General features: G+C 66.9%; 18 protein-coding genes. 11 read left to right on the plus strand and 7 right to left on the minus strand.

Annotated elements, in window-relative coordinates; genetic code table 11:
* Positions 1 to 17 precede the first annotated feature (17 nt).
* The 8 genes from AC5P99_RS18940 (at position 18) to hglS (ending at position 9,543) form a co-directional block, all read left to right on the plus strand.
* The gene (locus tag AC5P99_RS18940; RefSeq protein WP_099605777.1) at positions 18 to 3,017 is read left to right on the plus strand and encodes a TonB-dependent receptor; all 3,000 of its coding nucleotides are present in this window, start codon (positions 18 to 20) and stop codon (positions 3,015 to 3,017) included.
* Between the two features lie 22 nt (positions 3,018 to 3,039).
* Complete coding sequence (locus tag AC5P99_RS18945) at positions 3,040 to 4,590, plus strand: serine hydrolase domain-containing protein (protein WP_495213430.1); 1,551 nt, start codon at positions 3,040 to 3,042, stop codon at positions 4,588 to 4,590.
* Positions 4,523 to 5,236: a M15 family metallopeptidase gene (locus tag AC5P99_RS18950; protein WP_087803659.1), complete on the plus strand. Its 714-nt coding sequence runs from the start codon at positions 4,523 to 4,525 to the stop codon at positions 5,234 to 5,236. The genes AC5P99_RS18945 and AC5P99_RS18950 overlap by 68 nt, the downstream gene beginning before the upstream one ends.
* A gap of 398 nt (positions 5,237 to 5,634) precedes the next feature.
* Entirely contained in the window at positions 5,635 to 6,006 is a 372-nt protein-coding gene (locus tag AC5P99_RS18955) for a hypothetical protein (protein ID WP_012478956.1), read from the plus strand.
* Between the two features lie 232 nt (positions 6,007 to 6,238).
* Positions 6,239 to 6,655 (plus strand): EF-hand domain-containing protein, encoded by a 417-nt coding sequence (locus AC5P99_RS18960; RefSeq protein WP_005407824.1) that lies wholly within the window; start codon positions 6,239 to 6,241, stop codon positions 6,653 to 6,655.
* A gap of 84 nt (positions 6,656 to 6,739) precedes the next feature.
* Positions 6,740 to 7,492 carry an HAD family hydrolase gene (locus tag AC5P99_RS18965; RefSeq protein WP_049448571.1) on the plus strand — a complete coding sequence of 251 codons (753 nt, stop codon included), beginning with the start codon at positions 6,740 to 6,742 and terminating at the stop codon, positions 7,490 to 7,492.
* Positions 7,493 to 7,523: 31 nt separating this feature from the next.
* Entirely contained in the window at positions 7,524 to 8,012 is a 489-nt protein-coding gene (locus tag AC5P99_RS18970; RefSeq protein WP_049448574.1) for a hypothetical protein, read from the plus strand.
* A 166-nt stretch (positions 8,013 to 8,178) separates the two neighbouring features.
* Complete coding sequence (hglS, locus tag AC5P99_RS18975) at positions 8,179 to 9,543, plus strand: 2-oxoadipate dioxygenase/decarboxylase HglS (RefSeq protein WP_049448576.1); 1,365 nt, start codon at positions 8,179 to 8,181, stop codon at positions 9,541 to 9,543.
* A gap of 173 nt (positions 9,544 to 9,716) precedes the next feature.
* On the opposite strand, the gene scpC is transcribed toward hglS, so the two are convergent.
* Positions 9,717 to 11,231 carry a succinyl-CoA:acetate CoA-transferase ScpC gene (gene scpC / locus AC5P99_RS18980; RefSeq protein WP_005407828.1) on the minus strand — a complete coding sequence of 505 codons (1,515 nt, stop codon included), beginning with the start codon at positions 11,229 to 11,231 and terminating at the stop codon, positions 9,717 to 9,719.
* A 421-nt stretch (positions 11,232 to 11,652) separates the two neighbouring features.
* Between scpC and glnE the strand changes: the two genes are divergently transcribed.
* Positions 11,653 to 14,448, plus strand: a complete 2,796-nt coding sequence (glnE, locus tag AC5P99_RS18985; RefSeq protein ID WP_495213431.1) for a bifunctional [glutamate--ammonia ligase]-adenylyl-L-tyrosine phosphorylase/[glutamate--ammonia-ligase] adenylyltransferase — start codon at positions 11,653 to 11,655, stop codon at positions 14,446 to 14,448.
* Positions 14,449 to 14,966: 518 nt separating this feature from the next.
* On the opposite strand, the gene AC5P99_RS18990 is transcribed toward glnE, so the two are convergent.
* The 6 genes from AC5P99_RS18990 to AC5P99_RS19015 form a co-directional block, all read right to left on the minus strand.
* On the minus strand, positions 14,967 to 15,527 hold the full coding sequence (locus tag AC5P99_RS18990) for a queuosine precursor transporter (RefSeq protein WP_060380532.1): 561 nt from the start codon (positions 15,525 to 15,527) through the stop codon (positions 14,967 to 14,969).
* A 75-nt stretch (positions 15,528 to 15,602) separates the two neighbouring features.
* Entirely contained in the window at positions 15,603 to 16,115 is a 513-nt protein-coding gene (locus AC5P99_RS18995) for a hypothetical protein (RefSeq protein WP_049459203.1), read from the minus strand.
* Positions 16,116 to 16,147: 32 nt separating this feature from the next.
* Positions 16,148 to 16,642 (minus strand): hypothetical protein, encoded by a 495-nt coding sequence (locus AC5P99_RS19000; protein WP_043035716.1) that lies wholly within the window; start codon positions 16,640 to 16,642, stop codon positions 16,148 to 16,150.
* 19 nt (positions 16,643 to 16,661) lie between these two features.
* Positions 16,662 to 17,513 (minus strand): DUF2145 domain-containing protein, encoded by an 852-nt coding sequence (locus AC5P99_RS19005; protein ID WP_495213432.1) that lies wholly within the window; start codon positions 17,511 to 17,513, stop codon positions 16,662 to 16,664.
* A 48-nt stretch (positions 17,514 to 17,561) separates the two neighbouring features.
* Complete coding sequence (locus AC5P99_RS19010; RefSeq protein ID WP_049448854.1) at positions 17,562 to 17,792, minus strand: hypothetical protein; 231 nt, start codon at positions 17,790 to 17,792, stop codon at positions 17,562 to 17,564.
* Between the two features lie 210 nt (positions 17,793 to 18,002).
* Positions 18,003 to 18,992, minus strand: coding sequence for a mitochondrial fission ELM1 family protein (locus tag AC5P99_RS19015; RefSeq protein WP_495213433.1), 990 nt, complete (start codon positions 18,990 to 18,992; stop codon positions 18,003 to 18,005).
* A 126-nt stretch (positions 18,993 to 19,118) separates the two neighbouring features.
* Here AC5P99_RS19015 and AC5P99_RS19020 point away from each other — a divergent pair, with 126 nt between their 5' ends.
* Both AC5P99_RS19020 and AC5P99_RS19025 read left to right on the plus strand, forming a co-directional pair.
* Positions 19,119 to 19,709 (plus strand): malonic semialdehyde reductase, encoded by a 591-nt coding sequence (locus AC5P99_RS19020; protein WP_005407836.1) that lies wholly within the window; start codon positions 19,119 to 19,121, stop codon positions 19,707 to 19,709.
* Positions 19,710 to 19,795: 86 nt separating this feature from the next.
* On the plus strand, positions 19,796 to 20,503 hold the full coding sequence (locus tag AC5P99_RS19025; RefSeq protein WP_005407837.1) for a YceI family protein: 708 nt from the start codon (positions 19,796 to 19,798) through the stop codon (positions 20,501 to 20,503).
* The last annotated feature ends 174 nt before the right edge of the window (positions 20,504 to 20,677 follow it).

Raw genomic sequence — 20,677 nt, forward strand, 5'->3', positions numbered from 1 at the left:
GCAGGAGAGAGCAGGGGATGAAGGCTTACAGCATCAAGCGGGCGGCGTTGTGCGTCGCCCTCGGGGCGTGTCTGGGCGTGATCGCGCCCAGCGCATTCGCACAGGATGGTTCGGTGGTCGGCCGGTTGGTCAGCGATGCCGGCCAGGTGCCGGCCGGTGCCACGGTCACCGTACGCAACCCCGCCACGGGCTTTGTCCGATCGGTGCAGGCCGACGCCAATGGCAGCTACCGCATCCCGTTGCTGCCGGTCGGCACCTACGAGATGGACGTGAGCCTGCCGGGTGGAGCGGCCAGCCGTGTTGGCCAGGTCACCGTCAGCCTTGGCAGTGCGACCACGGTGAACGTGCCGCTGGGTGCGGTCAGCACGCTGGGTACGGTCGAGGTACGTGCACCGCAGGTGGTGTCGATAGTGGATGTCAAGTCCACCGAATCGGCCACGAACATCACCCGCGAAGAGCTTTCGCGCCTGCCGGTGGACCGTGACATCACCGCCGTGGCACTGCTCGCGCCCGGCGCGGTGAAGGGCAAGGGCTCGTTGGGCGGCCAGGGCATTTCCTTCGGAGGTTCGTCGGTGGCCGAGAACACCGTCTACATCAACGGCCTGAACGTTACCGACTTCTACAACCGGGTCGGCTTCTCGTCGGTGCCGTTCTCGTTCTACCAGGAATTCCAGGTCAAGACTGGCGGCTATTCGGTAGAGTTCGGGCGCAGTACCGGCGGTGTCATCAACGCAGTCACCCGGTCGGGCAGCAACGACTTCAAGGCCGGTGCCGAACTGGTATTCGAACCGCGTGCCTGGCAGTCGCAGGCGCGCGACCGCTACGACGGCAGCGGCAGCCGCTACATCACAGCGAGCCGCGATGACTACAGTCGCAGTGCGCTGAACGTATTCGCGTCTGGTGCGCTGGTGAAGGACCGCTTGTTCTTCTTCGGCATGTATGAAGCTCGCGACTACCGCCCGACATCGACCAACGACGCTGGCACCCGCCTGAGCCAGGGCAAGGCCGATGATCCGTTCTGGGGCGGCAAGATCGACTGGCAGATCACCGACAACCAGATGCTGTCGCTGTTCGGATTCTCGGACAAGAGCAAGACGCTCACCGATGTCTACGATTACGACTACGCCACGGGACAGACTGTGGGTGAGCGCAGCAACCAGATCTACAACACGGTGGGCGGCAAGAACTGGTCCGGCACCTATAGCTGGCAGGTCAACAGCGACCTGACCATGAAGCTGATGTATGGCGAGAACAAGCGCAACCGCATGCAGAGCTCGTTGATGGACGAGAACTGCAACCGTGTGTTCGACAACCGAACGGCCAGCCAGGGCGTGCCACCCTCGCTGCAGGGTGACCGCAGCTGCACCAGCAGCTCGCAGCTGGAATCAGCATTGGATACCCGCAAGGCCGCCCGCGCCGATTTCGAATGGACACTGGGCAATCACCTGCTGCGCTTCGGCATGGACCGCGAGGAGAATACCTCCGACTACAGCCGTGCCTACCCCGGTCCGGGCGGCCTGCGCTACGACATCTATGCGCGTACTCCGGGAAGTTCACTCAACGGCGGCGTGGTGCCGGCCAGTGGCCTGGTGGCGCGTACGCGCCGCTATGAGGTGGAGGGTGCGTTTGAGACCATCAACTCGGCCTGGTACCTGGAAGACAACTGGCAGGTGACGCCGAACCTGCTGCTGAACATGGGCGTGCGCCTGGAAGCCTTCGACAACAAGGGCGGCGATGGCAGCAGCTACATCAAGATCGATGACATGGTGGCGCCACGCCTCGGCTTCTCGTGGGACGTGCGCGGCGATGGCACCACCAAGGTGTTTGGCAACCTGGGTCGCTACTTCCTGCCGGTGGCCAACGTCATCAACATCAAGCAGGCCGGTGGCTTCCTCGACGAACGCACCTGGTATGAGTTCCTGGGCTACAGCGGCGCGGCCAACAATGTGCCGGTGCTGGGCGCGCAGATCGGACCGGTGGACAATTCGCAGGGCGATGGCAGCGTGCCGGACCTGCGTGCCGAAGTGAACCGGGACATGGATCCGGTCTACCAGGATGAAGCGATCCTGGGCTTCCAGCAGATGATCAACGAGGCCTGGTCGGTTGGCGCCAGCGTGACTTACCGCCGCCTGCACAACGCCATCGATGACATGAACATCACCGCCACCGGCCAATGCGGTGCCATCGACGGGGTGTGGATCATGGGCAACCCGGGACGCACCAACACTGTCTGGGGCGACACCAACTGTGATGGTACCAATGATGGCTGGATCAACATCGACACATCCAGGGAAGGCTGGGCGCTGTACGACGATGATGGCAACTACGTGGGCCAGCGCGGCTGGGTAAAGCCCAAGCGCGACTACAAGGCGCTGGAACTGCAGGTCGACCGTGCGTGGGATGGCAAGTGGGGCTTCAACGCGTCCTATACCTTGGCCTATGGGCGCGGCAACGCCGAAGGCCCGGTCAACTCCGATACCGACTTCGCCGATGCCGGCCGCACCGAGAACTTCGACAACCCGTGGGTCAACTATCGCGGCTACGGCTACCTGGCCAACGATCGCCGCCACCAGTTCAAGTTCCGCGGCAGCTACGCGTTGACCGAGAACCTGAGCGTGGCCGCCACCCTGGGCGTACAGTCGGGCAGCCCGATCACGCGCTTCGGTGCCGGCAATCCTTTCGACGACACCGACTTCCACAGCTACTACGTGTGCGTGTCCAACTGCCAGGCGACGGTGCCGTCCGAACGTGTGTTCGTGCATTCGCCGCGCGGCGGCGATGGGCGTACGCCGTGGACCTACGACCTGGACGTGAGTGTTTCGTACAAAGTGCCGATCCCCACCGATCTGCGCCTGAAGTTGGCGGTGTACAACGTTCTGAACCAGCAGCGCGTGGTGACCGTGGACCAGGATTACGAGCCGCAGGACAGCATCGGCACGCCGAATCCGCTGTACCGCTACGGCACGAGCTTCCAGTCGCCGCGCTACGCGCAGCTGACCGTCACCTGGGCCTACTGAGGCCCAGTGCCGGGGCGTGAGCATGTATAGCCTCTGGATGCTGGCGGCATTGGCCGCCTCTTCGGCATCGGCGACCGACACCGCATCCTTCGATGCCGATGTCGCCACCGTGGTCCGGGTCGAACATCTGCCCGGGCTTGCGATGGCAGTGGTCGACAACGGGCAGGTGGTCTATCGCCATGCGGAGGGCGCGCGCGGCGATGGCGGCCATATCGACGAGGACACGCTGTTCAAGATCGCCTCCAACAGCAAAGCGATGACCGCAGCGCTGCTGGCGCGGTTGGTGCAGCAGGGCACGCTGCACTGGGATGATCCGGTGCAGCGGCACTTGCCCAACTTCCGCATGCACGATGCGTGGGTGGGCCAGCAGATGCAGGTGCGTGACCTGTTGATCCACAACAGCGGCCTTGGCCTGGGCGCCGGTGATCTGATGCTGTGGCCGGAGCCGAACACGTTCACCCGCGCCGACATCATTGCCGGGCTGGCGCACCTGAAGCCGGTCAGTAGTTTTCGCAGCCACTACGCCTACGACAACCTGATGTATGTGGTGGCAGGTGAAGTGGCGGTGGCGGCGGGTGGCGAGCCGTATGACCAGCTGATGCGCGAGCAGGTGTTCGAACCACTGGGCATGACGCGCTGCCAGGTGGGGGTGTGGTCGGTGAAGCGCGAGGGCAACGTGGCGCAGCCGCATGCCCGGCGTGGTGAACGCAACGAGGTGGTGAACGCCGATGCTGCGATCAGCCCGGACCTGCCCTCGATGGCGGCGGGAGGCATCCGTTGTTCGCTGCGCGACATGACACGCTGGATGCAGGTGCTGCTCGATCCCGCGCTGGTGCCGGACTGGCTGGGCAGCGAGCAGCGGCGCACGCTGTGGACCCTGCACATGCCGATGCCGTTGGGTGAACGCCAGCGGCGCTGGGACAACGCGCATTTCTACGGTTATGGATATGGCTGGCGGGTGTCGGACATGGACGGGCAGTGGAAGGTGGCGCATACCGGCACGTTGTCGGGCATGTACTCGTCGCTGGCATTGCTTCCTGACCGCAGGGTTGGCGTGGTGATGCTGATCAACGGCGAAGGCGAGGATGCACGCACGGCGCTGATGCAGGCCACGCTGAAGCGCTTCACCGCACCAGACGATGCGCGCCCTGCGATGGAGTACCTGGCCGAACTGAAGGCTGACCGGGCAGCGCAGGCAGCATCTGGCCATCAACGGCCAGCAACCACCGCCGCACAGCCAGCACGCGGCAATGACCTGCCGCGTTGGCAGGGCCGCTACTCCGACCCCTGGCTGGGCCCGGCTTCGCTGTGCCCGGGCAAGGATGGCCTGCGCTTCAGCGTGGACAAGTCGCCCAGGCTGCAAGCGGCCGTGCTGCAACTGCAGGGGCGCTGGCTGCTGCGCTGGGATACGCTGGGTGACGAGGCGCAGGCGTGGCTGCAGCCGGGCGAGGGCCCGGCACCGACACTGGACCTGCGTGCCATCGATCCGGACATCGACTTCAGCTATGACTTCCAGGACCTGCATTTCACTCGTACTGGCGACTGCCCTGGCGGCGACCGCCAACGCCGCTGAGCCACCGCGCGTTTCGCCGGCCACTGATGCGGCCAGCGCCGGATTGGTGGAGATCCGCACGTTGTCGCCAGGCATCGACATGGACATCCGATACGCCAATGCCAACAACTTCACCGGCGCGCGCGTGCCCGGCTATGAGGCGCCATCCTGCTACCTGCTGGCGCCCGTGGCGAAAGCGCTGGCGCAGGTAGAACAGGATCTGCGCGCGCAGGGCTTTGGCCTGCGCCTCTACGACTGCTACCGGCCGGTGCGCTCGGTGCAGGCCTTCATGGCCTGGGTGAACGATCCGCGCGAACTCTCGCGCAAGGCACAGCAGTACCCGGACCTGGACAAGCCACGTCTGCTGGCCGACGGCTACATCGCCGAGCGTTCTGGCCATAGTCGTGGCGCCACGGTTGATCTTGGCCTGCTGGATTGCCGCACTGGCGCCTGCACGCCGCTGGACATGGGCACCGACTTCGATTTCTTTGGCCCGCGCGCGCATACCCGGACGAGCGGGCTGAGCACTGTGCAGCAGGCGAACCGCCAGCAGCTGGTGCAGGCGATGGCGCGCCGTGGCTTCGTCAACTATCCGCAGGAGTGGTGGCACTACACCCTGCAGCCCGAACCGGATCCCGGCACCGCGTACGACGTCCCGGTGCGGTAGGGGTATCGGCAGGGCTGCGCCCTGCACCCGCGGTAGTGCCGGCCGCTGGCCGGCAACATCAGACGCAACAGCAACAGCGTGCGTTCCGTGGGTTGGCTGGGCGGTGCCGGAGTGCGGGGACGCCGTAAATCCGTCCATGGAGGCTTGGCAGCCGCATCCATGCGGCTGACACCCCGCACTCCGGCACCGCCCAGCCTCTGACAGTTTCCCGCGCGGTCCGTTGTAGAGCCGAGCCCATACTCGGCTGCTCTTTGTTCATCGGCTGCTTTTTGTTCAATCGTCGAGATACTCGATTTCGATGGAGATTCATCCACGCATGGCGTGGATCTACTGGGGCTACCGGATTGGGTCCGGGGCAGATCCCTTACACTGGCCGCCTCTTCATCCCTGCCCACCCGATGAACCTTCCCCTGCACTTCGGCCTGCTCGGTACCCTGGAAGCCGGCGCCATCGCCCTGCTGGTCGGGCTGCTGGTGTACTTCCTGTGGTCGCAGCTGTGCCGGCTCCTGCACTGGACAGCGGGTCACGCGATCGGGTGGTCCTGTGTCATCGCCGTGATCATCTCCGCCGGCATCGATGCATGGAAGCTGTTCTACATGGGCATCGTGCGGCTGGAGTCGCCGCTGTACGCGCGCCTGTTCCTGGCAACCATCCACGATCCGAACGAACTCGGCAGCCGCGTGGTGCTGGAAATCGCCGGTGCGCTCGCCGGTGTTGCGCTCGGCTGGGTGTTGTTCAGTTCGCGGTCATCGGAAAAAACCGTCGACTGACGCAGGTTTTTCGTTGGTTGCCGGTTAAATCCGGCAGCGCTGAATGCGCATCTTATGAGCTGCTCACTTGCTGCTAACCACCGCGCTAATGCATGCGCGGGGGCGAGTGGTTAATGGTGCGTGTTGACGCGGGTCGCGGGGCAAAATCGATTCAGAAACGGAGTGGCAGGGTAGGTGCCGTGCGGAGACAACACGCCGCGCAACACCACCCAATTGGCAGGAGACACCCCTGATGACTATTCGCAACCGCAAGCCCCTGATCGCCCTGATCGTCGCCGCTGGCAGCGTGCTGGCCATTCCGGCGATGGCCCAGTCGGCCAAGCAGCAGGCGGCGCATGCGCAGAACGAGGCCGCACAGGCCCAGCAGGCGGCTGCACAGGCCGGCCAGGCTGCCGACCAGGCGACCAACGCTGCCGCAGCCGCATCGGCGCAGGCCAACGGCGGTGGCCAGACCTGGGCCAGCATCGATACCGATGGCAACGGCACCATCAGCAAGACCGAGGCGCAGGTGAACGCGGGCCTGGCCCAGGTGTTCGACCAGGCTGATACCAACAAGGATGGCGAGCTGAGCGCCGATGAGTACAAGGCCTATGTCGCCGCCCAGCAGGCCGGCGCCGGTGGCGCAGCGCAGGGTGCGCAGGGCAGGTAAGACCTGTATCGGGGCGTATGGGAACCCGGGCGGCTTCGGCCGCCCGGGTTTTTTTCGTCACCACGGCCCCTGTATCCTTGCGCGATGAACACCTCCACGCCTGCGCCGTCGAGCGCCATCGGCCTGGTCGGTTTTGACGGTGACGATACGCTGTGGAAGAGCGAGGACTACTACCGCAAGGCCGAGCAGGACTACCTTGACCTGCTGTCGCGCTACGTCGACGTGCACGACACCCAGACTGCGCGCCACCTGCTGGAAGTGCAGCAGCGCCACCTGGGCACCTTCGGCTACGGCGTGAAGAGCATGACGCTGTCGATGATCGAAGCGGCCATCGACATCACCGGGCAGCGCATCGAAGCGAAGGACATCCAGCGCATCCTGGATATCGGCCACGACACCCTGCGCCACCCGGTCGAACTGATCGACGGTGTGCGCGAAGCGGTGGCGGCCATCGCCGAGCACTACCCGGTGGTGCTGATCACCAAGGGCGACCTGTTCCACCAGGAAGCGAAGATCAAGGTTGCCAACCTGGGCGAGCTGTTCCCGCGCATCGAGATCGTCTCGGAGAAGGACCCGGAAACCTACGCCCGCGTGCTGGCCGAGTTCGACCTGCCGATGCAGCGCTTCGTAATGGTCGGCAACTCGCTGCGTTCGGACATCGAGCCGGTGGTTACCCTGGGTGGCTGGGGCGTGCATACCCCGTACGCGGTGACCTGGGCCCACGAGACCCAGCACGGCGTGGCCGACGATGAACCGCGCATGGTCACCGCCGACACCGCCCACGACTGGCCGGCCGCACTGGCGGCGATCGAAGCCAAGGCCGCTGCGGCGGCCTGACAGGGCCCGGCGGCTGCGGCAGAATCGGGGCATGAATTACCGACTGCGCGTGTTGCTGTTGTCCCTGCTGCTGGCGCCGGCCACCGTGCTGGCCCAGCAGACCGCCGAGCGTTCGGCTGCGTATGAGGTGGCAACCGGCGACAGCTGGGTTGATGCCCAGCTGCAGGACATCAACCATTACGCCGAACGCTACCCGGATGCCTTTCTCGATGAGGTATCGCGCTATGCCGACGTGCCCCGTGGCTACATCAGCGCGCTGTTCACCACCCATGGCTGGCAGGCCGGGGACATCTACTTCGCCTGCTTCTGGGCCAAGGCCAGCGGCCAGACCTGCCGCGACAGCGTGCGCGCCTTCAGCCAGGACCCGGACGGCGGCTGGGAAGCGGTGGTGAAGCGGATGCCCACCAATCCGGACAACCTGCATTACCGTGCCGTGCGCCACGCCATCGTGGCCAGCTACCAGCATTGGGACCGGCCGATCACCCTGGATGCCACCCTGAAGCGCCAGCTCAAGCGGTAGTGCCTGCCGCTGGCCGGTAATTGCACCCTTCCAGGCATCCGGAGATTGCCGGCCAGCGGCCGGCACTACCTGTTTGTTTCATGTTGCTCTGCATATCGCCGCCACCGCGCGCTCCGGCGACAATACGGGTCCGAGCTGTTCCCCCGTTCCCGTAATCGAGTGACTGATGAGCGCCTCTTTGGTTTCGCCTGATGTGATCCGCCGCCTGTTCGCACAGGCCATGTCCCGCATGTACCGCACCGAAGTGCCGCTGTACGGCACGCTGGTGGAACTGGTGGAGCGGATCAACGCGCAGGTGCTGGAGCAGGACCCGGCGCTGGCCGCGCAGCTGCAGCGCAACGACGAGCGCGCACGCCTGGATGAAGAGCGCCACGGCGCGATCCGCGTGGGCACCGTGCAGGAACTGGCCACGCTGCGCCGCCTGTTCGCCGTGATGGGCATGTACCCGGTCGGCTACTACGACCTGTCGGTCGCGGGCGTGCCGGTGCATTCCACCGCGTTCCGCCCGCTCACCGGCGCGGCGCTGGCGCAGAATCCGTTCCGCGTGTTCACCTCGCTGCTGCGCCTGGAGCTGATCGAAGACGAAGCGCTGCGTGCCGAATCGGCGAAGATCCTTGCGCGCCGCCGCATCTTCACCGACGGCGCGCTGGCACTGATCGACCAGGCCGAGCGTGACGGCGGCCTGTCGCAGGCCGATGCCGAACGCTTCGTCGACGAAGCGCTGGAAACCTTCCGCTGGCACGGCGATGCCACCGTCGACCTGCCGACCTACCACGCGCTGCACAACGCGCACCGCCTGGTGGCCGACGTGGTCAGTTTCCGTGGCCCGCACATCAATCACCTGACCCCGCGCACGCTGGACATCGACGCTGCGCAGGCGGCGATGATCGAACACGGCATGGCCGCCAAGGCGGTGATCGAAGGCCCGCCGCGCCGCGCCTGCCCGATCCTGCTGCGCCAGACCAGCTTCAAGGCATTGGAAGAGGCCGTGCATTTCCCGGGCGGCGAAGGCGGCGATGCCGGCACCCATACCGCGCGCTTCGGCGAGATCGAACAACGCGGCCTTGCGCTCACCCCGAAGGGCCGCGCGCTGTACGACCAGCTGTTGTCCCAGGCCCGCGATGCCGGTGGCGAAGGCAGCACCGGTGGCGACTACGGCCAACGCCTGCAGGCGGTGTTCGCCAGCTTTCCGGATGACCATGACACGCTGCGCCAGGAAGGACTGGGCTATTACCGCTACCAGCTGACCGACGCCGGCCGTGCCGCGCCCGAGCGCGTGGCGGATCTGCCGGCTGAAGTGCTGGTGGCCGCCGGCCTGGCCACGGCCGACCCGATCGTCTATGAGGATTTCCTGCCGGTCAGTGCCGCGGGCATCTTCCAGTCGAACCTGGGTGGTGAAGAACAGCGCGCCTATGCCGCACATGCCAACCGCGAGGCCTTCGAACAGGCGCTGGGCGTGGCGGTGAATGACGAGTTCGAGATCTACGAGCGGCTGCAGGCCGAATCGCTGGCGAGCCTGCGCATCGCGTGAAGGTAGAGCCGGACGCTGGCCGGCTGTTGGGGAAGCCGGCCAGCGGCCGGCTCTACCCGATTCCGTAGCTGGGGTCAGAGCCCTTTCCTGTGGAAAGGGATCCGACCCCGACGTTGCGCATGATCGGGGTCAGATCCCCTTTTGGTAGAAAAGGGCTCTGACCCCCAACGCAATCAGCCCTTCATCGTTCCGGTATCCAGCCAACGCTGGTGCCACGACAGCGCTTCCGGCAGCAGGTGCGGGGTGTGCTTGCCGTAGCTCTCGCGGCTGGCGCGGTCGAAGTAATCCTGCAGCTGCGGACGGAAATCCGGATGCGCGCAGTTGTCGATCAGCACCTGCGCGCGCTTGCGCGGGGTCAGGCCACGCAGGTCGGCCAGGCCCTGTTCGGTGACGATCACCGACACGTCGTGCTCGGTGTGGTCGACATGGCTGGCCATCGGCACGATCGCCGAAATGGTGCCGTTCTTCGCGGTGGACGGGCTCAGGAACGCCGACAGGAAACCGTTGCGGGCGAAGTCGCCGGAACCGCCGATGCCGTTCATGATCCGCGTGCCCATCACGTGCGTCGAATTGACGTTGCCGTAGATGTCCACCTCGATCATGCCGTTCATGCCGATGCAGCCCAGGCGGCGCACCAGTTCCGGATGGTTGGAGATTTCCTGCGTGCGCATGATGATGCGCTCGCGGTAGAAATCGATGTTCTCCTTGAACGTCTCGTTGGCCTGCGGGCTCAGCGCGAAGCCGGTGCACGAAGCGTAGCTCAGCACGCCATCACGCAGCAGGTCGAGCATGCCGTCCTGGATCACTTCGGTGAACGCGGCCAGGTCGCGGAAACCGCTCTTGGCCAGGCCGGCCAGCACCGCGTTGGGAATGTTGCCCACGCCCGACTGCAGCGGCAGCAGGTTCGGCGGCAGGCGGCCCTTCTTCACCTCGTGCTTGAGGAATTCGATCAGGTGCGAAGCGATCTGTTCGCTGGTCGCATCGATCGGGCTGAACGGGCTGTTGCGGTCGGGGCCGTTGGTACGCACCACCGCCACGATCTTGTCCGGGTCGCAGCGCAGCGCGGTGTCGCCGATGCGGTCGTTGGCGTTCACCAGCGGAATCGGCTTGCGGTGCGGCGGCAGCGCGGTGCCGTAGTAGATGTCGTGCATGCCGTCGACGCCGGCCGGCTGCCATTCGTTGACCTCGACGATCACCTTCTTGGCCAGGTCCAGCCAGGTCTTGTTGTTGCCGACCGAGGTGGAGGGCACCAGCGAACCGTCCTCGCGGATGGCCGAGACTTCGATCACGGCGGTATCGATCTCGCCGTAGAAGCCGAACCACACGTGCTGGGCAACGTGGCTGAGGTGGATGTCGATGTAGTCCAGCTTGCCCTCGTTGATGCGGTTGCGCGCATCCGGGTCGCTCTGGAACGGCATGCGCATGGCGATGCCATCGGCCTTGGCCAGCGCGCCATCGAGTTCCGGCGCGGTGGAGGCGCCGGTCATCAGCTTGATCTGGAAAGGGTTGCCCTGGGCATGCACCGCTTCGATGCGGCGGGCCAGTTCGACGGGAACGGCCTTGGGATACCCGGAGCCGGTAAAGCCGCTCATGGCCACGGTTTCACCGGGCTGGATCAGCGCGGCTGCGGCCTCTGCGGAGACCACGCGGTCACGGAGACGCGCGTTGGCGATGCGATCAACAGACATGACGACACGTGTTGCTGGGGGGAATTCCGATTATCGGCCATCCTCATCCGTACGGGGGGTTCTACCTTCGTGGAATGGCTTTTCCCCAGGGGCTCACCCAAACCCGTCGGTTTTGTTTTGCAGTGCAGCGTGCAAAGTGCTTTCGCAGCCCGCACGATGGCCCTGCATCCCGACGTGGGGGAGGGAGCAGAGCCCGCTGGCAGTTCGCTGCAAGCGGGCTTTTTTATTGCCTGTCGCCCAGTATGAATACGCGGCCTGCATTGTTGGTAATGCCGGCCGCTGGCCGGCAGATCCGTTGACTTGGTAGTGCCGGCCGCTGGCCGGCAGATCCGATGATGCTGCCGAAGGTTACCGGGGTTGCCGGCCAGCGGCCGGCACTACCGGGTCCGTTGCGCCCCGACCGGGTCGATACAATCAGCCCATGACCCTCGCCCCCGCTGATCTGCCCGTCTCCCTGCAGCCTCTTGTCGACCGCGCCCTGGCGCGTCTGGCCCAGGTCCTGACCGAGCCCATCCCGGCCGACCTGCTGCCGTTGCTGACCCGGCTGGCGGTGGCCAGCGACTTCGCGCTGGACACCCTGGTACGCCAACCCGCGCTGCTGGCGCAGCTGGCCGCGCCCGGCTGCCCGCCGATCCCGGCGCCGGTGCTCGACCCGCTGCAGCCCAGCGACTGGCCGGCACAGCTGCGGCGCTGGCGTGCGGCGATGTCCACACGGTTGATCTGGCGCGACCTTGCCGGGCTGGACGACGTGGCGCAGACCTTGGCCGGCGCCACCACCCTGGCCGAAGACTGCCTGCGGCTGGCGCTGGAGGCCCTGCAGCAGGAATTCGCCCAGCGCCATGGCGTCATCGCCGATGACCAAGGCACGCCGCAGCAGCTGGTCGTGTTCGGCCTCGGCAAGCTGGGCGGCGGCGAGCTCAACTTCAGTTCCGATATCGATCTGGTCTACGCCTATCCGCACGGCGGCGAATCCGATGGCCCGCGCGCGCTGGCCGCCGAAGAGTATTTCGCCCGCCTCGGCCAGCGCCTGGCCAAGCTGCTGGACGAAACCACCGTCGATGGCTTCAGCCACCGTGTCGACCTGCGCCTGCGCCCGTTCGGCAGCGCCGGCCGCGTCGCGCTGTCGTTCGCGGCGATGGACCAGTATTTCCAGCGCGAGGGCCGCGACTGGGAACGCTATGCGTGGCTGAAGGCGCGCGCGGTGGCCGGCGACATCGCCGCCGGTGAAGCGTGGCTGCAGACCCTGCGCCCGTTCGTGTACCGCCGCTACCTCGATTTCACCGCGCTCGATGGCCTGCGCGAAATGAAGGCGGCGATCACCGCCGAGGTCGCGCGCCGCGAGTTGCACGAGGACATCAAGCGTGGCGCCGGTGGCATCCGCGAAATCGAATTCCTGTGCCAGGCACTGCAGCTGATCCGCGGTGGCCGTGAACCGGCACTGCGCGAGCGTCGCCTGCTGGTGGCGCTGGATGCACTGGTTGCCGCCGGACAGATCGCGCCCGAGGATGGCGCCGCACTGCGCGAGGCTTACCTGTTCCTGCGCCGGCTGGAGAACCGCCTGCAGATGCTGCGCGACGCGCAGACCCACGTACTGCCCAGCGACGCGCTGGACCGCGAACGCATCGCCGTCGGCCTCAGCTATGCGGACTGGAACGGGCTGCGCGCGGCGTTGGCCGAACAGCAGCAGCGCGTCAGTACTGAATTTGCCGCGCTGCTGGCGCCGCGCAAGGGCCAGGCCGCGCCCGACGCGCTGGCCAACTACTGGCGCAGCCTGCCCGAAGGCAGCAACGCACCACTGCTGGCCGAAGCCGGCTTCCTCGATGCCAACGGCGCCGACCAGTCGCTGCGCGATTTCGCCCAGGGCACCGGCGTGAAGTCCTTGTCCGATGCGGCGCGTGCGCGGCTGGATCGCGTGCTGCCCGCGCTGCTGCATGCGGCCACGCGCTCGCCACAACCCGACGCCGCGCTCAGGCGTGTGCTTGGCCTGCTGCAGGCGGTGCTGCGCCGGACCAGCTATCTCGCGCTGCTGGACGAGCAGCCCAGTGCGCTGGCGCGGCTGGTCGATGTGCTGGCGCGCAGCGCGCTGCTTGCCGAGCGCCTGGCGGCGTATCCGCTGCTATTGGACGAACTGCTGGACGTACGCGTGTCCGGGCCGATGCCGGATGCCGCCGGCATGCTGGCCGAGTGCCAGCAGGTGCTGGCGGTGGAGGATCCCGAATCCGCGCTGCGCTGGCTCAACGAGACGCGGCTGGCGCTCAGCTTCCGCATGGCGATGGCTACGCTGGATGGCCGCCAGGGCGCGGTGGACAGCACCCGGCAACTGGCCGAACTGGCGCAGGCGGTGGTGGTCACCGTGCTGGCGATGGCCGAAGCGGACATGCACGCCGCACACGGCGGGATTCCCGGCGGACGTTTCGCGATCATCGGCTACGGCAGCCTGGGTGGGCTTGAACTGGGCTTCGGTTCCGATCTGGACCTGGTATTCCTGCATGACAACCCGGCCGGCGTGGATGCCAGTGATGGCGCGCGCCCGCTGGAGCCGGGCCGCTGGTATGCACGCCTGGCGCAGAAGGTGATGGCGCTGCTCGGTGCAGTCACGGCTGCCGGGCGCCTGTACGACATCGACGTGCGCCTGCGCCCGGACGGTGGCAAGGGTTCGCTGGTGTCTTCGCTGGCCAGCTACACCGAATACCAGCGCGAACGCGCGTGGACCTGGGAACACCAGGCGCTGGTGCGCGCGCGTGGCGTGGCCGGCGATGCCAGCCTGCTGGCCGACTTCGAGCAGGTGCGTGCACAAACGCTTGGGCGTGAGCGCGACACGGGTGTGCTGTATGCGGACGTGCTGAAGATGCGCGGCCGCATGCGCACCGAACTGGACCGCAGCGATGCCGCACGACTGGACCTGAAGCAGGGTGCCGGCGGCGTGGTGGACCTGGAGTTCCTGCTGCAGACCGGCGTGCTGGCGCGCAGTGCGCAGCATGCGGTGCTGCTGCAGCCGCGCGATACACCGTCGTTGATCGATGCGCTGGCGGTTGCCGGTTTCCTGCCCGATGCCACCGCGCAGGCACTGCACGGAGCGCATGCCACGCTGTTGGACGTGGGCCTGGCCTGCACGCTGGATCGGCGCCCGCGGTTGGCGCCGACCACGCCTGCGATTGAAGACGCGTGTGCCGCGATTATGGCAGCGTGCAGAGCCGCAGGGTTGCCGTTCGCCTGAGCGGGGGCAAATGCTGCAACCACTTTGGGTGGGTGCGGACCGTTGGTCGGCACCCACCGGATCAATGGCCCTGCGATGCCCGCTCTGGTAGGTGCCGACCGTTGGTCGGCACAATCTGTCGGCAGCGATGAGTTCTGCAGGGCGTGCCGACCAACGGTCGGCACCCACCGGATCAATGGCCCTGCGATGCCCGCTCCTGGTAGGTGCCGACCGCTGGTCGGCACAATCTGTCGGCAGCGATGAGTTCTGCAGGGCGTGCCGACCAACGGTCGGCACCCACCGAATCAATGGCCCTGCGATGCCCGCTCCTGGTATGTGCCGACCGTTGGTCGGCACAATCTGTCGGCAGCGATGAGTTCTGCAGGGGGTGCCGACCAACGGTCGGCACCCACCGGATCAATGGCCCTGCGATGCCCGCTCCTGGCAGGTGCCGACCGTTGGTCGGCACAATCTGTCGGCAGCGATGAGTTCTGCAGGGCGTGCCGACCAACGGTCGGCACCCACCAGAGCATGTGCGGTCAGCTGGTGGCCCGCAGCGGCGCCATCTTCCACAACAACGCGCGGAACGGGGCCAGCAGGCAGACGCCGATCGCCAGCTTCACCGCCAGGTCGCCCGCTGCCCAGCTCACCCACGGCAGGGTGGAACCAGCAAACGCGATCGACCAGAAAATGGTGGTATCCACCGTCGCACTGCAGGTGGTGGCCACCATCGGTGCGCGCCACCAGCTGCCACGACGCAGGCGGTCGAACACGGTGATGTCCAGCAGCTGCGCCACGATGAAGGCCGAGCACGAGGCAATGGCGATGCGCGGCGTGGCCACCCACACCGACAACACCACCGCCACCAGGAAGCCGATCCACGCCACGCGGCGCGCCGGGCCCGGGCCGAAGCGGCGGTTGATCAGGTTGCTGACCAGGAACGCGACCGGATAGCTGAAGGCACCCCAGGTCAGCCAATCGTTGATCGGGTACTGCACCAGTACGTTGGACAGCAGCACCACCGCGCCCATCGCCAGTACCGCCAGCACCAGGGCGCGCGGGGTCAGCGGGGCAAAAAGAGGGGCAGGACGCACGGACATGGCGAGCCAGGGGGACAAAGGGGATCGCCCATTATCCGCCCGGCCCGCGGCAAAGCCAAAACCGGTCGTTCAGCTTTACAGCGCTTCGCTCATCACATCGCCAGCGGCGTAGGCGGTGGGCACGTAAGCCAGTGCCTGGCCCTGCGCGCTTTTCACGGTCCAGCCGGCACCGGCTTCGGTGGGGTCGAAGTGCACCTGCTGGCCGACCACGAAGCCTGCCGCCTGGTCTTCATGCACGTGCGCCGGCCAGCGCAGGGTGGCGGTCTGGTCGGCCTTGTCCGGCACCTGCAGCTGTACCTGGCGCTCGCCCTCCGGCGTGGTCTCCACCTTCTTCACCTCCATCGGCGGCAGCGGCACTGCCTTGGTGCGCGTGGCCCGGCCGTCGCGTTCGCTGGCCTTGAACGGCGCCTTGGACAGTTCGGACAAGCCCATCGAGGCCGCCAGTGGCAACGACAGCACCACGAACGACGTCACGATCACGCTGGCCTCGCTGCTGTTCAACTGCGGCGCGGCGCCAGCATGGACAGTGGGCACCAGCAGCGCCGAGAGCAGCAGGGCGGACGCGGGAATGCGCAGGCAACGGAACATGGAGACCTCCTGGTCAACGTGGGGGCGGCGGCTCAGCGCCGGGTATCGAAGATGTCGCGCGGGCCGGTGGCCTCGGGCAGGTATTCCAGTGGGCGGCCCTGGTTGTCCTTCACCTGCCAGCCCTGGTCGGTGCCGGTCGGCTCGAAGTTCACGGTCTGGCCCACGGTGAACTGCACGGCGGGATCGCCGGGGCGCTTCGGCCACTGCATCGATGCGGTGTTCTGCGGGTTGCTGGCATCGCGCAGCAGTACTTCGCGGCGGCCGTCGACGGTGGTGGCGATGGCGCTCACCTGCATCTGCGGCAGCTTCACCGATGCGCCGTGGCCGGGCGGCAGCCCGGCATCCCGGGCTTCCTTGGCAGCGGCGGCGCGCGCGGAAGCAACCAGGGGCGCGGACATTTCCAGGCTCGGCCCCTGCGGACCCGGGTCCTGCAGGATGATGATGCGGCGTTCGGCATGGGCGGTGTTCGCGCCGAGCAGGCCGGCAATGATCACCATCGACATCAGGGAAACAGGCAGGGGACGCATGTCGTTCTCCTCGCGGGGTTCAGGGCGTCGCGGCAGCAGCACCGGCCACCGGCACATGGGGGATCACCAGTTCCTGCTGCAGCTGGCTGCGCTGGTGCAGGAAGTCGAATACCGATTCCACCGTCACCACCGAATAGTTGCCGGAAATGCGTTCGCCGGCGGGGTGGTCGGTGGTGGTGGCGTTTGCAATGAACAGGCGTGCACCCACGCGCTTGCCCAGGCCGATATGCAGCACGCTGGGCTGGTACTTCTGCTGGCGCAGCCATTGCTGGGCCTGTTCGCGCTTGACGATGGCCGGTGCGCCATCGGCCTGCGCCATCGCCGCGCCCAGCACCTCCAGTACCCACTGGTTGGAGTTCTGGTAGTCGGTGGCGAACGGGTAGGCGACCACGTTGTACCTGGTCTCGTGCAGCGCCTTGGGCTGGATCGACGGCGACACCAGCATCGCCTTCAATGCAGCACGCAGCGGCGCCGACGGCACGCCGATGCGCAGGTCGGTATGCCCGCCGCTCTCGCCGACGAAGTTGCCCAGGCCCTCGTGGTACAGCTGCGAGCTGTCGGTCTTGCAGCGGTTGAGCAGGTGCATCGCGCGCCAGCGGCCGTCGTCCTCGCGCAGCAGGAAGGCCAGGTGGCTGTGACGCAGGCCGTAGCGGCTCAGGTCCTGGCCACCGCGCGCGGCGACCACCACGTCCACATCGGGCAGCGCATCGAGACGCTCGGCGGTGGTCCAGGCCACGTCCAGCATCGCCGCCTGCGAGGCCACGCTCGGGTAGCGCTCGCGGCATTCGGTGCTGTTGGCCCAGGCCGGTGCAGTCGCCAACAGGCTGGCGATCAGCAGCGCGGCGCGGGGCAGGCGGGAAAAACGATCCATGTCGGTACCTTCAACGGCGGGCAGGCCCGCGCGCTGATCATACGCCGGTCAGCGCAGCGGGCGGTCCAGGCCCTTGCGCTGGAGTTCCTTGTCGCAGGCGTCGCTGATCGGGGCCACCGGCAGCGGCGGGCGCTGGCCAGTCTTCGGATCGCGCAGCACCGGCTGTTCGCGGTACGCGTCAAGCTGCTGCTGGCATTGATACGAGATCGGATCCAGCTCGGTGGGCGTGGTGGAGCAGGCAGCGAGCAGGGCCAGAGGCAGCAGGAGCAGGGTGCGCATGAAGACGTTCAGCGTGATGGGCGACGCTGGACTCTAACCGTACAGTCGGATCGAAATGTTCAGAAAATGCTGGGCGATCGGGTAACGGCGGGCCAGGGCCGCGTCGCGGGGCTTGGGCCGCTGCGCGGTAGAGTCGACTGGTAGTCGACTATCGCGCGCAGCGCGGGGTTTTCAGCGGTATCGCCAACAGCAGTCGACTAACAGTCGACTCTACAACTCCTTCGCTGTTTTCCCGGGCTCTTGCGAAAAGCCAAGCCGCGCTTTCACTTCCGCGGCCACCCGCGCGGTCTCGCGCAGTGGTTCGATGCGGTCGTACTGCCAGTCAAGCCAATGCGCCTGCAGCCGCCCGCGCTCGCGCAGCTGCTGCTGGAAGCGTGCCAGCCGGCCCTGCGCGGTCTCGGCCAGCGCCACCATCACCGGCATGCGCGTGGCGCAGGCTTCAGACAGCAGGTTCACCGAATCGGGCGAGACCACCACGCGGTTGGCCCAGCCGAGCAGGCCGCCATAAGGATTCGTACCGTCGCCGCCGTCGCCCCAGATCACGTGCGGCAGGTCGGCGAACGTCGCGCGCAGGATCTCGGCCAGGGCCGGCGGCGTGCGTCGCGAGGTGGTCGCCAGCAGGCTGCCGCCTTCGCTGCGGATCTGCTCGGCCAGCGCCTGGAACACGCCCACCATCGCCGTTTCATCCCACGGCGCCAGCGGCGTCGGTCCACCGACAAGCAACGCGGTGCGCGGGCCGGGCAAGGTACTGAAGCCGGCAAACGCGGCGCGGCCCCAGGCCAGCCAGTCGTCGTCCACCGGGTTGAGGCTGCCGAGCAGGGTCAGCACGTTGCTGCCACGCAGGGCATCGTGTTCGGGCACCACCACCACATCCCAATGGCGGGCACTGATGCGCGGATCGAGGATCTGCACCACCCGGCTGCCACGTGCCCGCAGGACGCGCAGTGCGCCGGCGGCCTGGCGGCCACAGCCGATCGCCAGCGCCGGGGCCTCGGCAGCCAATGACGCGAAAGCCTCGCCATAGCCGTTCACATCACCCGGCAGGCGCTGCGGCGACAGCCAGCGCCAGGGTGCGCGGGGCTGCAGGACCAGCGGTCGGTGGGTGCCCTGGCGCAGCGCCGAGGCCAGCGCGACCGCCTGGCGGACATTGCCCGCACGGCCGTCAGTGACCGTCCATGGCGCGCTCGATCGTTTCACCATTGGCATTAATTCGTTTCAGCCCTGCTGGGTGTTGCAACAGTCGCGACACTCTACACTGCGGCTCGTCGTTTCGCCCCGCGCCGCCCGCGGGCACTGACTTCCCTTAGCCGCCCTGGAGATCCACCGATGTCCCACGCGCTCGACGCTGCTGCCCTCGACCAGCTGTTCCGTACTGCCCGCACCCAGAACGCCTTCCTCGACAAGCCGGTCCCGGCCAGCCTGCTGCAGGAACTGTACGACCTGGTGAAGTGGGGGCCGACCGCCGCCAACACCACGCCGGCCCGCTTCGTCTTCGTCACCTCGAAGGAAGCCAAGGCCAAGCTGGCCCCGGCCCTGTCCGAAGGCAACCACGACAAGACCATGGCCGCTCCGGTGACCGCCATCATCGGCTTCGACCTGGATTTCCACGAGAAGCTGCCGTACCTGTTCCCGCACACCGATGCCAAGGCCTGGTTCGACGGCCCGCAGGAAGGCCGCCACGAAGCCGCCCTCCGCAACGGTAGCCTGCAGGGCGCCTACCTGATCCTGGCCGCACGCGCGCTGGGCCTGGATGCCGGCCCGATGTCCGGCTTCGACCCGGCCAAGGTCGACGAAGCCTTCTTCGCCGGCACTTCGATCAAGTCGAATTTCCTGGTCAACCTGGGTTACGGTGACCCGGCGGGCCTGTTCCCGCGTCTGCCGCGCCTGTCGTTCGACGAAGCGGCGCGCATCGCGTAAGTCGTTGTATCGGTTTCGGGCCTGCTGTCCCGTGGCAGGCTCTTGCTGCACCGTGTACCCACCCTACGATCCGGAGAGTTCCTCAGATGAGCGCCACCCGTAAACTGCTGCTGCCGCTGGCCCTGACCCTGGCTATCGCCGCCTGCTCCAAGCCGGCCGACACCGCTGCCCCGGCCGCCGACGCCGCCGCCCCGGCCACCACCGAGCAGGCCGCCACCCCGGCCGCCGATGCCGCCGCTGCCGCGCCGGCCGCCGAAGCGATCAAGATCGCCTCGGGCACCTACAAGCTGGACCCGACCCACACCGACGTGCTGGCCCAGTGGAGCCACTTCGGCTTCTCGAATCCGAGCGCGCACTTCGGCAACGTCGAAGGCACCCTGGTGTACAACGCCGAAGACGTGACCAAGTCCACCGTGGAAGTGAAGTTGCCGCTGAGCGGCCTGAACAGCTTCACCGCCAAGTTCGACGAGCACCTGAAGAGCGCCGACTTCTTCGACGCCGCCAAGTTCGCCGATGCCACCTTCAAGAGCACCAAGGTGGAAGCCGCTGGCACCAACAAGCTGACCGTCACCGGTGACCTGACCATCAAGGGCATCACCAAGCCGGTCACCCTGGACGTCACCGTCAACGGCGGCGGCGAGCACCCGATGGCCAAGGTTCCGGCCGCCGGCTTCGATGCCACCACCACCCTGAAGCGCAGCGATTTCGGCGTCGGCGCGTACGCCCCGAACGTCAGCGATGAAGTGAAGATCCGCATCACTACCGAAGCCACCGGCGAAAAGCCGGCGGCTTGATGCACCCCGCTCACTCGTCGTGAGAAGGCAGAAGGCCCGCTGAAAAGCGGGCCTTCTTTTTGCGAATTCGATCCGCGTCGATGGCGCCCGGAAACTCCGCACTGCGCGGAAAACCTGCCTTGGTAGAGTCGACTGTTAGTCGACTATCGCGCGCAGCGCGGGGTTTTCAGGCAC

The sequence above is a fragment of the Stenotrophomonas sp. YJH_SMC_80 genome (genome assembly GCF_059372495.1).

Coding starts and splice junctions, on each gene's coding strand:
- scpC (WP_005407828.1), bottom strand. CDS start 11,231: ATGTCTGTTGATCGCATCGCCAACGCGCGTCTCCGTGACCGCGTGGTC.
- AC5P99_RS19000 (WP_043035716.1), bottom strand. CDS start 16,642: ATGCGTCCCCTGCCTGTTTCCCTGATGTCGATGGTGATCATTGCCGGC.
- AC5P99_RS19025 (WP_005407837.1), top strand. CDS start 19,796: ATGAGCGCCACCCGTAAACTGCTGCTGCCGCTGGCCCTGACCCTGGCT.
- AC5P99_RS19020 (WP_005407836.1), top strand. CDS start 19,119: ATGTCCCACGCGCTCGACGCTGCTGCCCTCGACCAGCTGTTCCGTACT.
- AC5P99_RS18965 (WP_049448571.1), top strand. CDS start 6,740: ATGAACACCTCCACGCCTGCGCCGTCGAGCGCCATCGGCCTGGTCGGT.
- AC5P99_RS18995 (WP_049459203.1), bottom strand. CDS start 16,115: ATGTTCCGTTGCCTGCGCATTCCCGCGTCCGCCCTGCTGCTCTCGGCG.
- AC5P99_RS18960 (WP_005407824.1), top strand. CDS start 6,239: ATGACTATTCGCAACCGCAAGCCCCTGATCGCCCTGATCGTCGCCGCT.
- hglS (WP_049448576.1), top strand. CDS start 8,179: ATGAGCGCCTCTTTGGTTTCGCCTGATGTGATCCGCCGCCTGTTCGCA.
- AC5P99_RS18950 (WP_087803659.1), top strand. CDS start 4,523: ATGACTTCCAGGACCTGCATTTCACTCGTACTGGCGACTGCCCTGGCG.
- AC5P99_RS19010 (WP_049448854.1), bottom strand. CDS start 17,792: ATGCGCACCCTGCTCCTGCTGCCTCTGGCCCTGCTCGCTGCCTGCTCC.
- AC5P99_RS19015 (WP_495213433.1), bottom strand. CDS start 18,992: ATGGTGAAACGATCGAGCGCGCCATGGACGGTCACTGACGGCCGTGCG.
- AC5P99_RS18955 (WP_012478956.1), top strand. CDS start 5,635: ATGAACCTTCCCCTGCACTTCGGCCTGCTCGGTACCCTGGAAGCCGGC.
- AC5P99_RS18945 (WP_495213430.1), top strand. CDS start 3,040: ATGTATAGCCTCTGGATGCTGGCGGCATTGGCCGCCTCTTCGGCATCG.
- glnE (WP_495213431.1), top strand. CDS start 11,653: ATGACCCTCGCCCCCGCTGATCTGCCCGTCTCCCTGCAGCCTCTTGTC.
- AC5P99_RS18990 (WP_060380532.1), bottom strand. CDS start 15,527: ATGTCCGTGCGTCCTGCCCCTCTTTTTGCCCCGCTGACCCCGCGCGCC.
- AC5P99_RS18940 (WP_099605777.1), top strand. CDS start 18: ATGAAGGCTTACAGCATCAAGCGGGCGGCGTTGTGCGTCGCCCTCGGG.
- AC5P99_RS19005 (WP_495213432.1), bottom strand. CDS start 17,513: ATGGATCGTTTTTCCCGCCTGCCCCGCGCCGCGCTGCTGATCGCCAGC.
- AC5P99_RS18970 (WP_049448574.1), top strand. CDS start 7,524: ATGAATTACCGACTGCGCGTGTTGCTGTTGTCCCTGCTGCTGGCGCCG.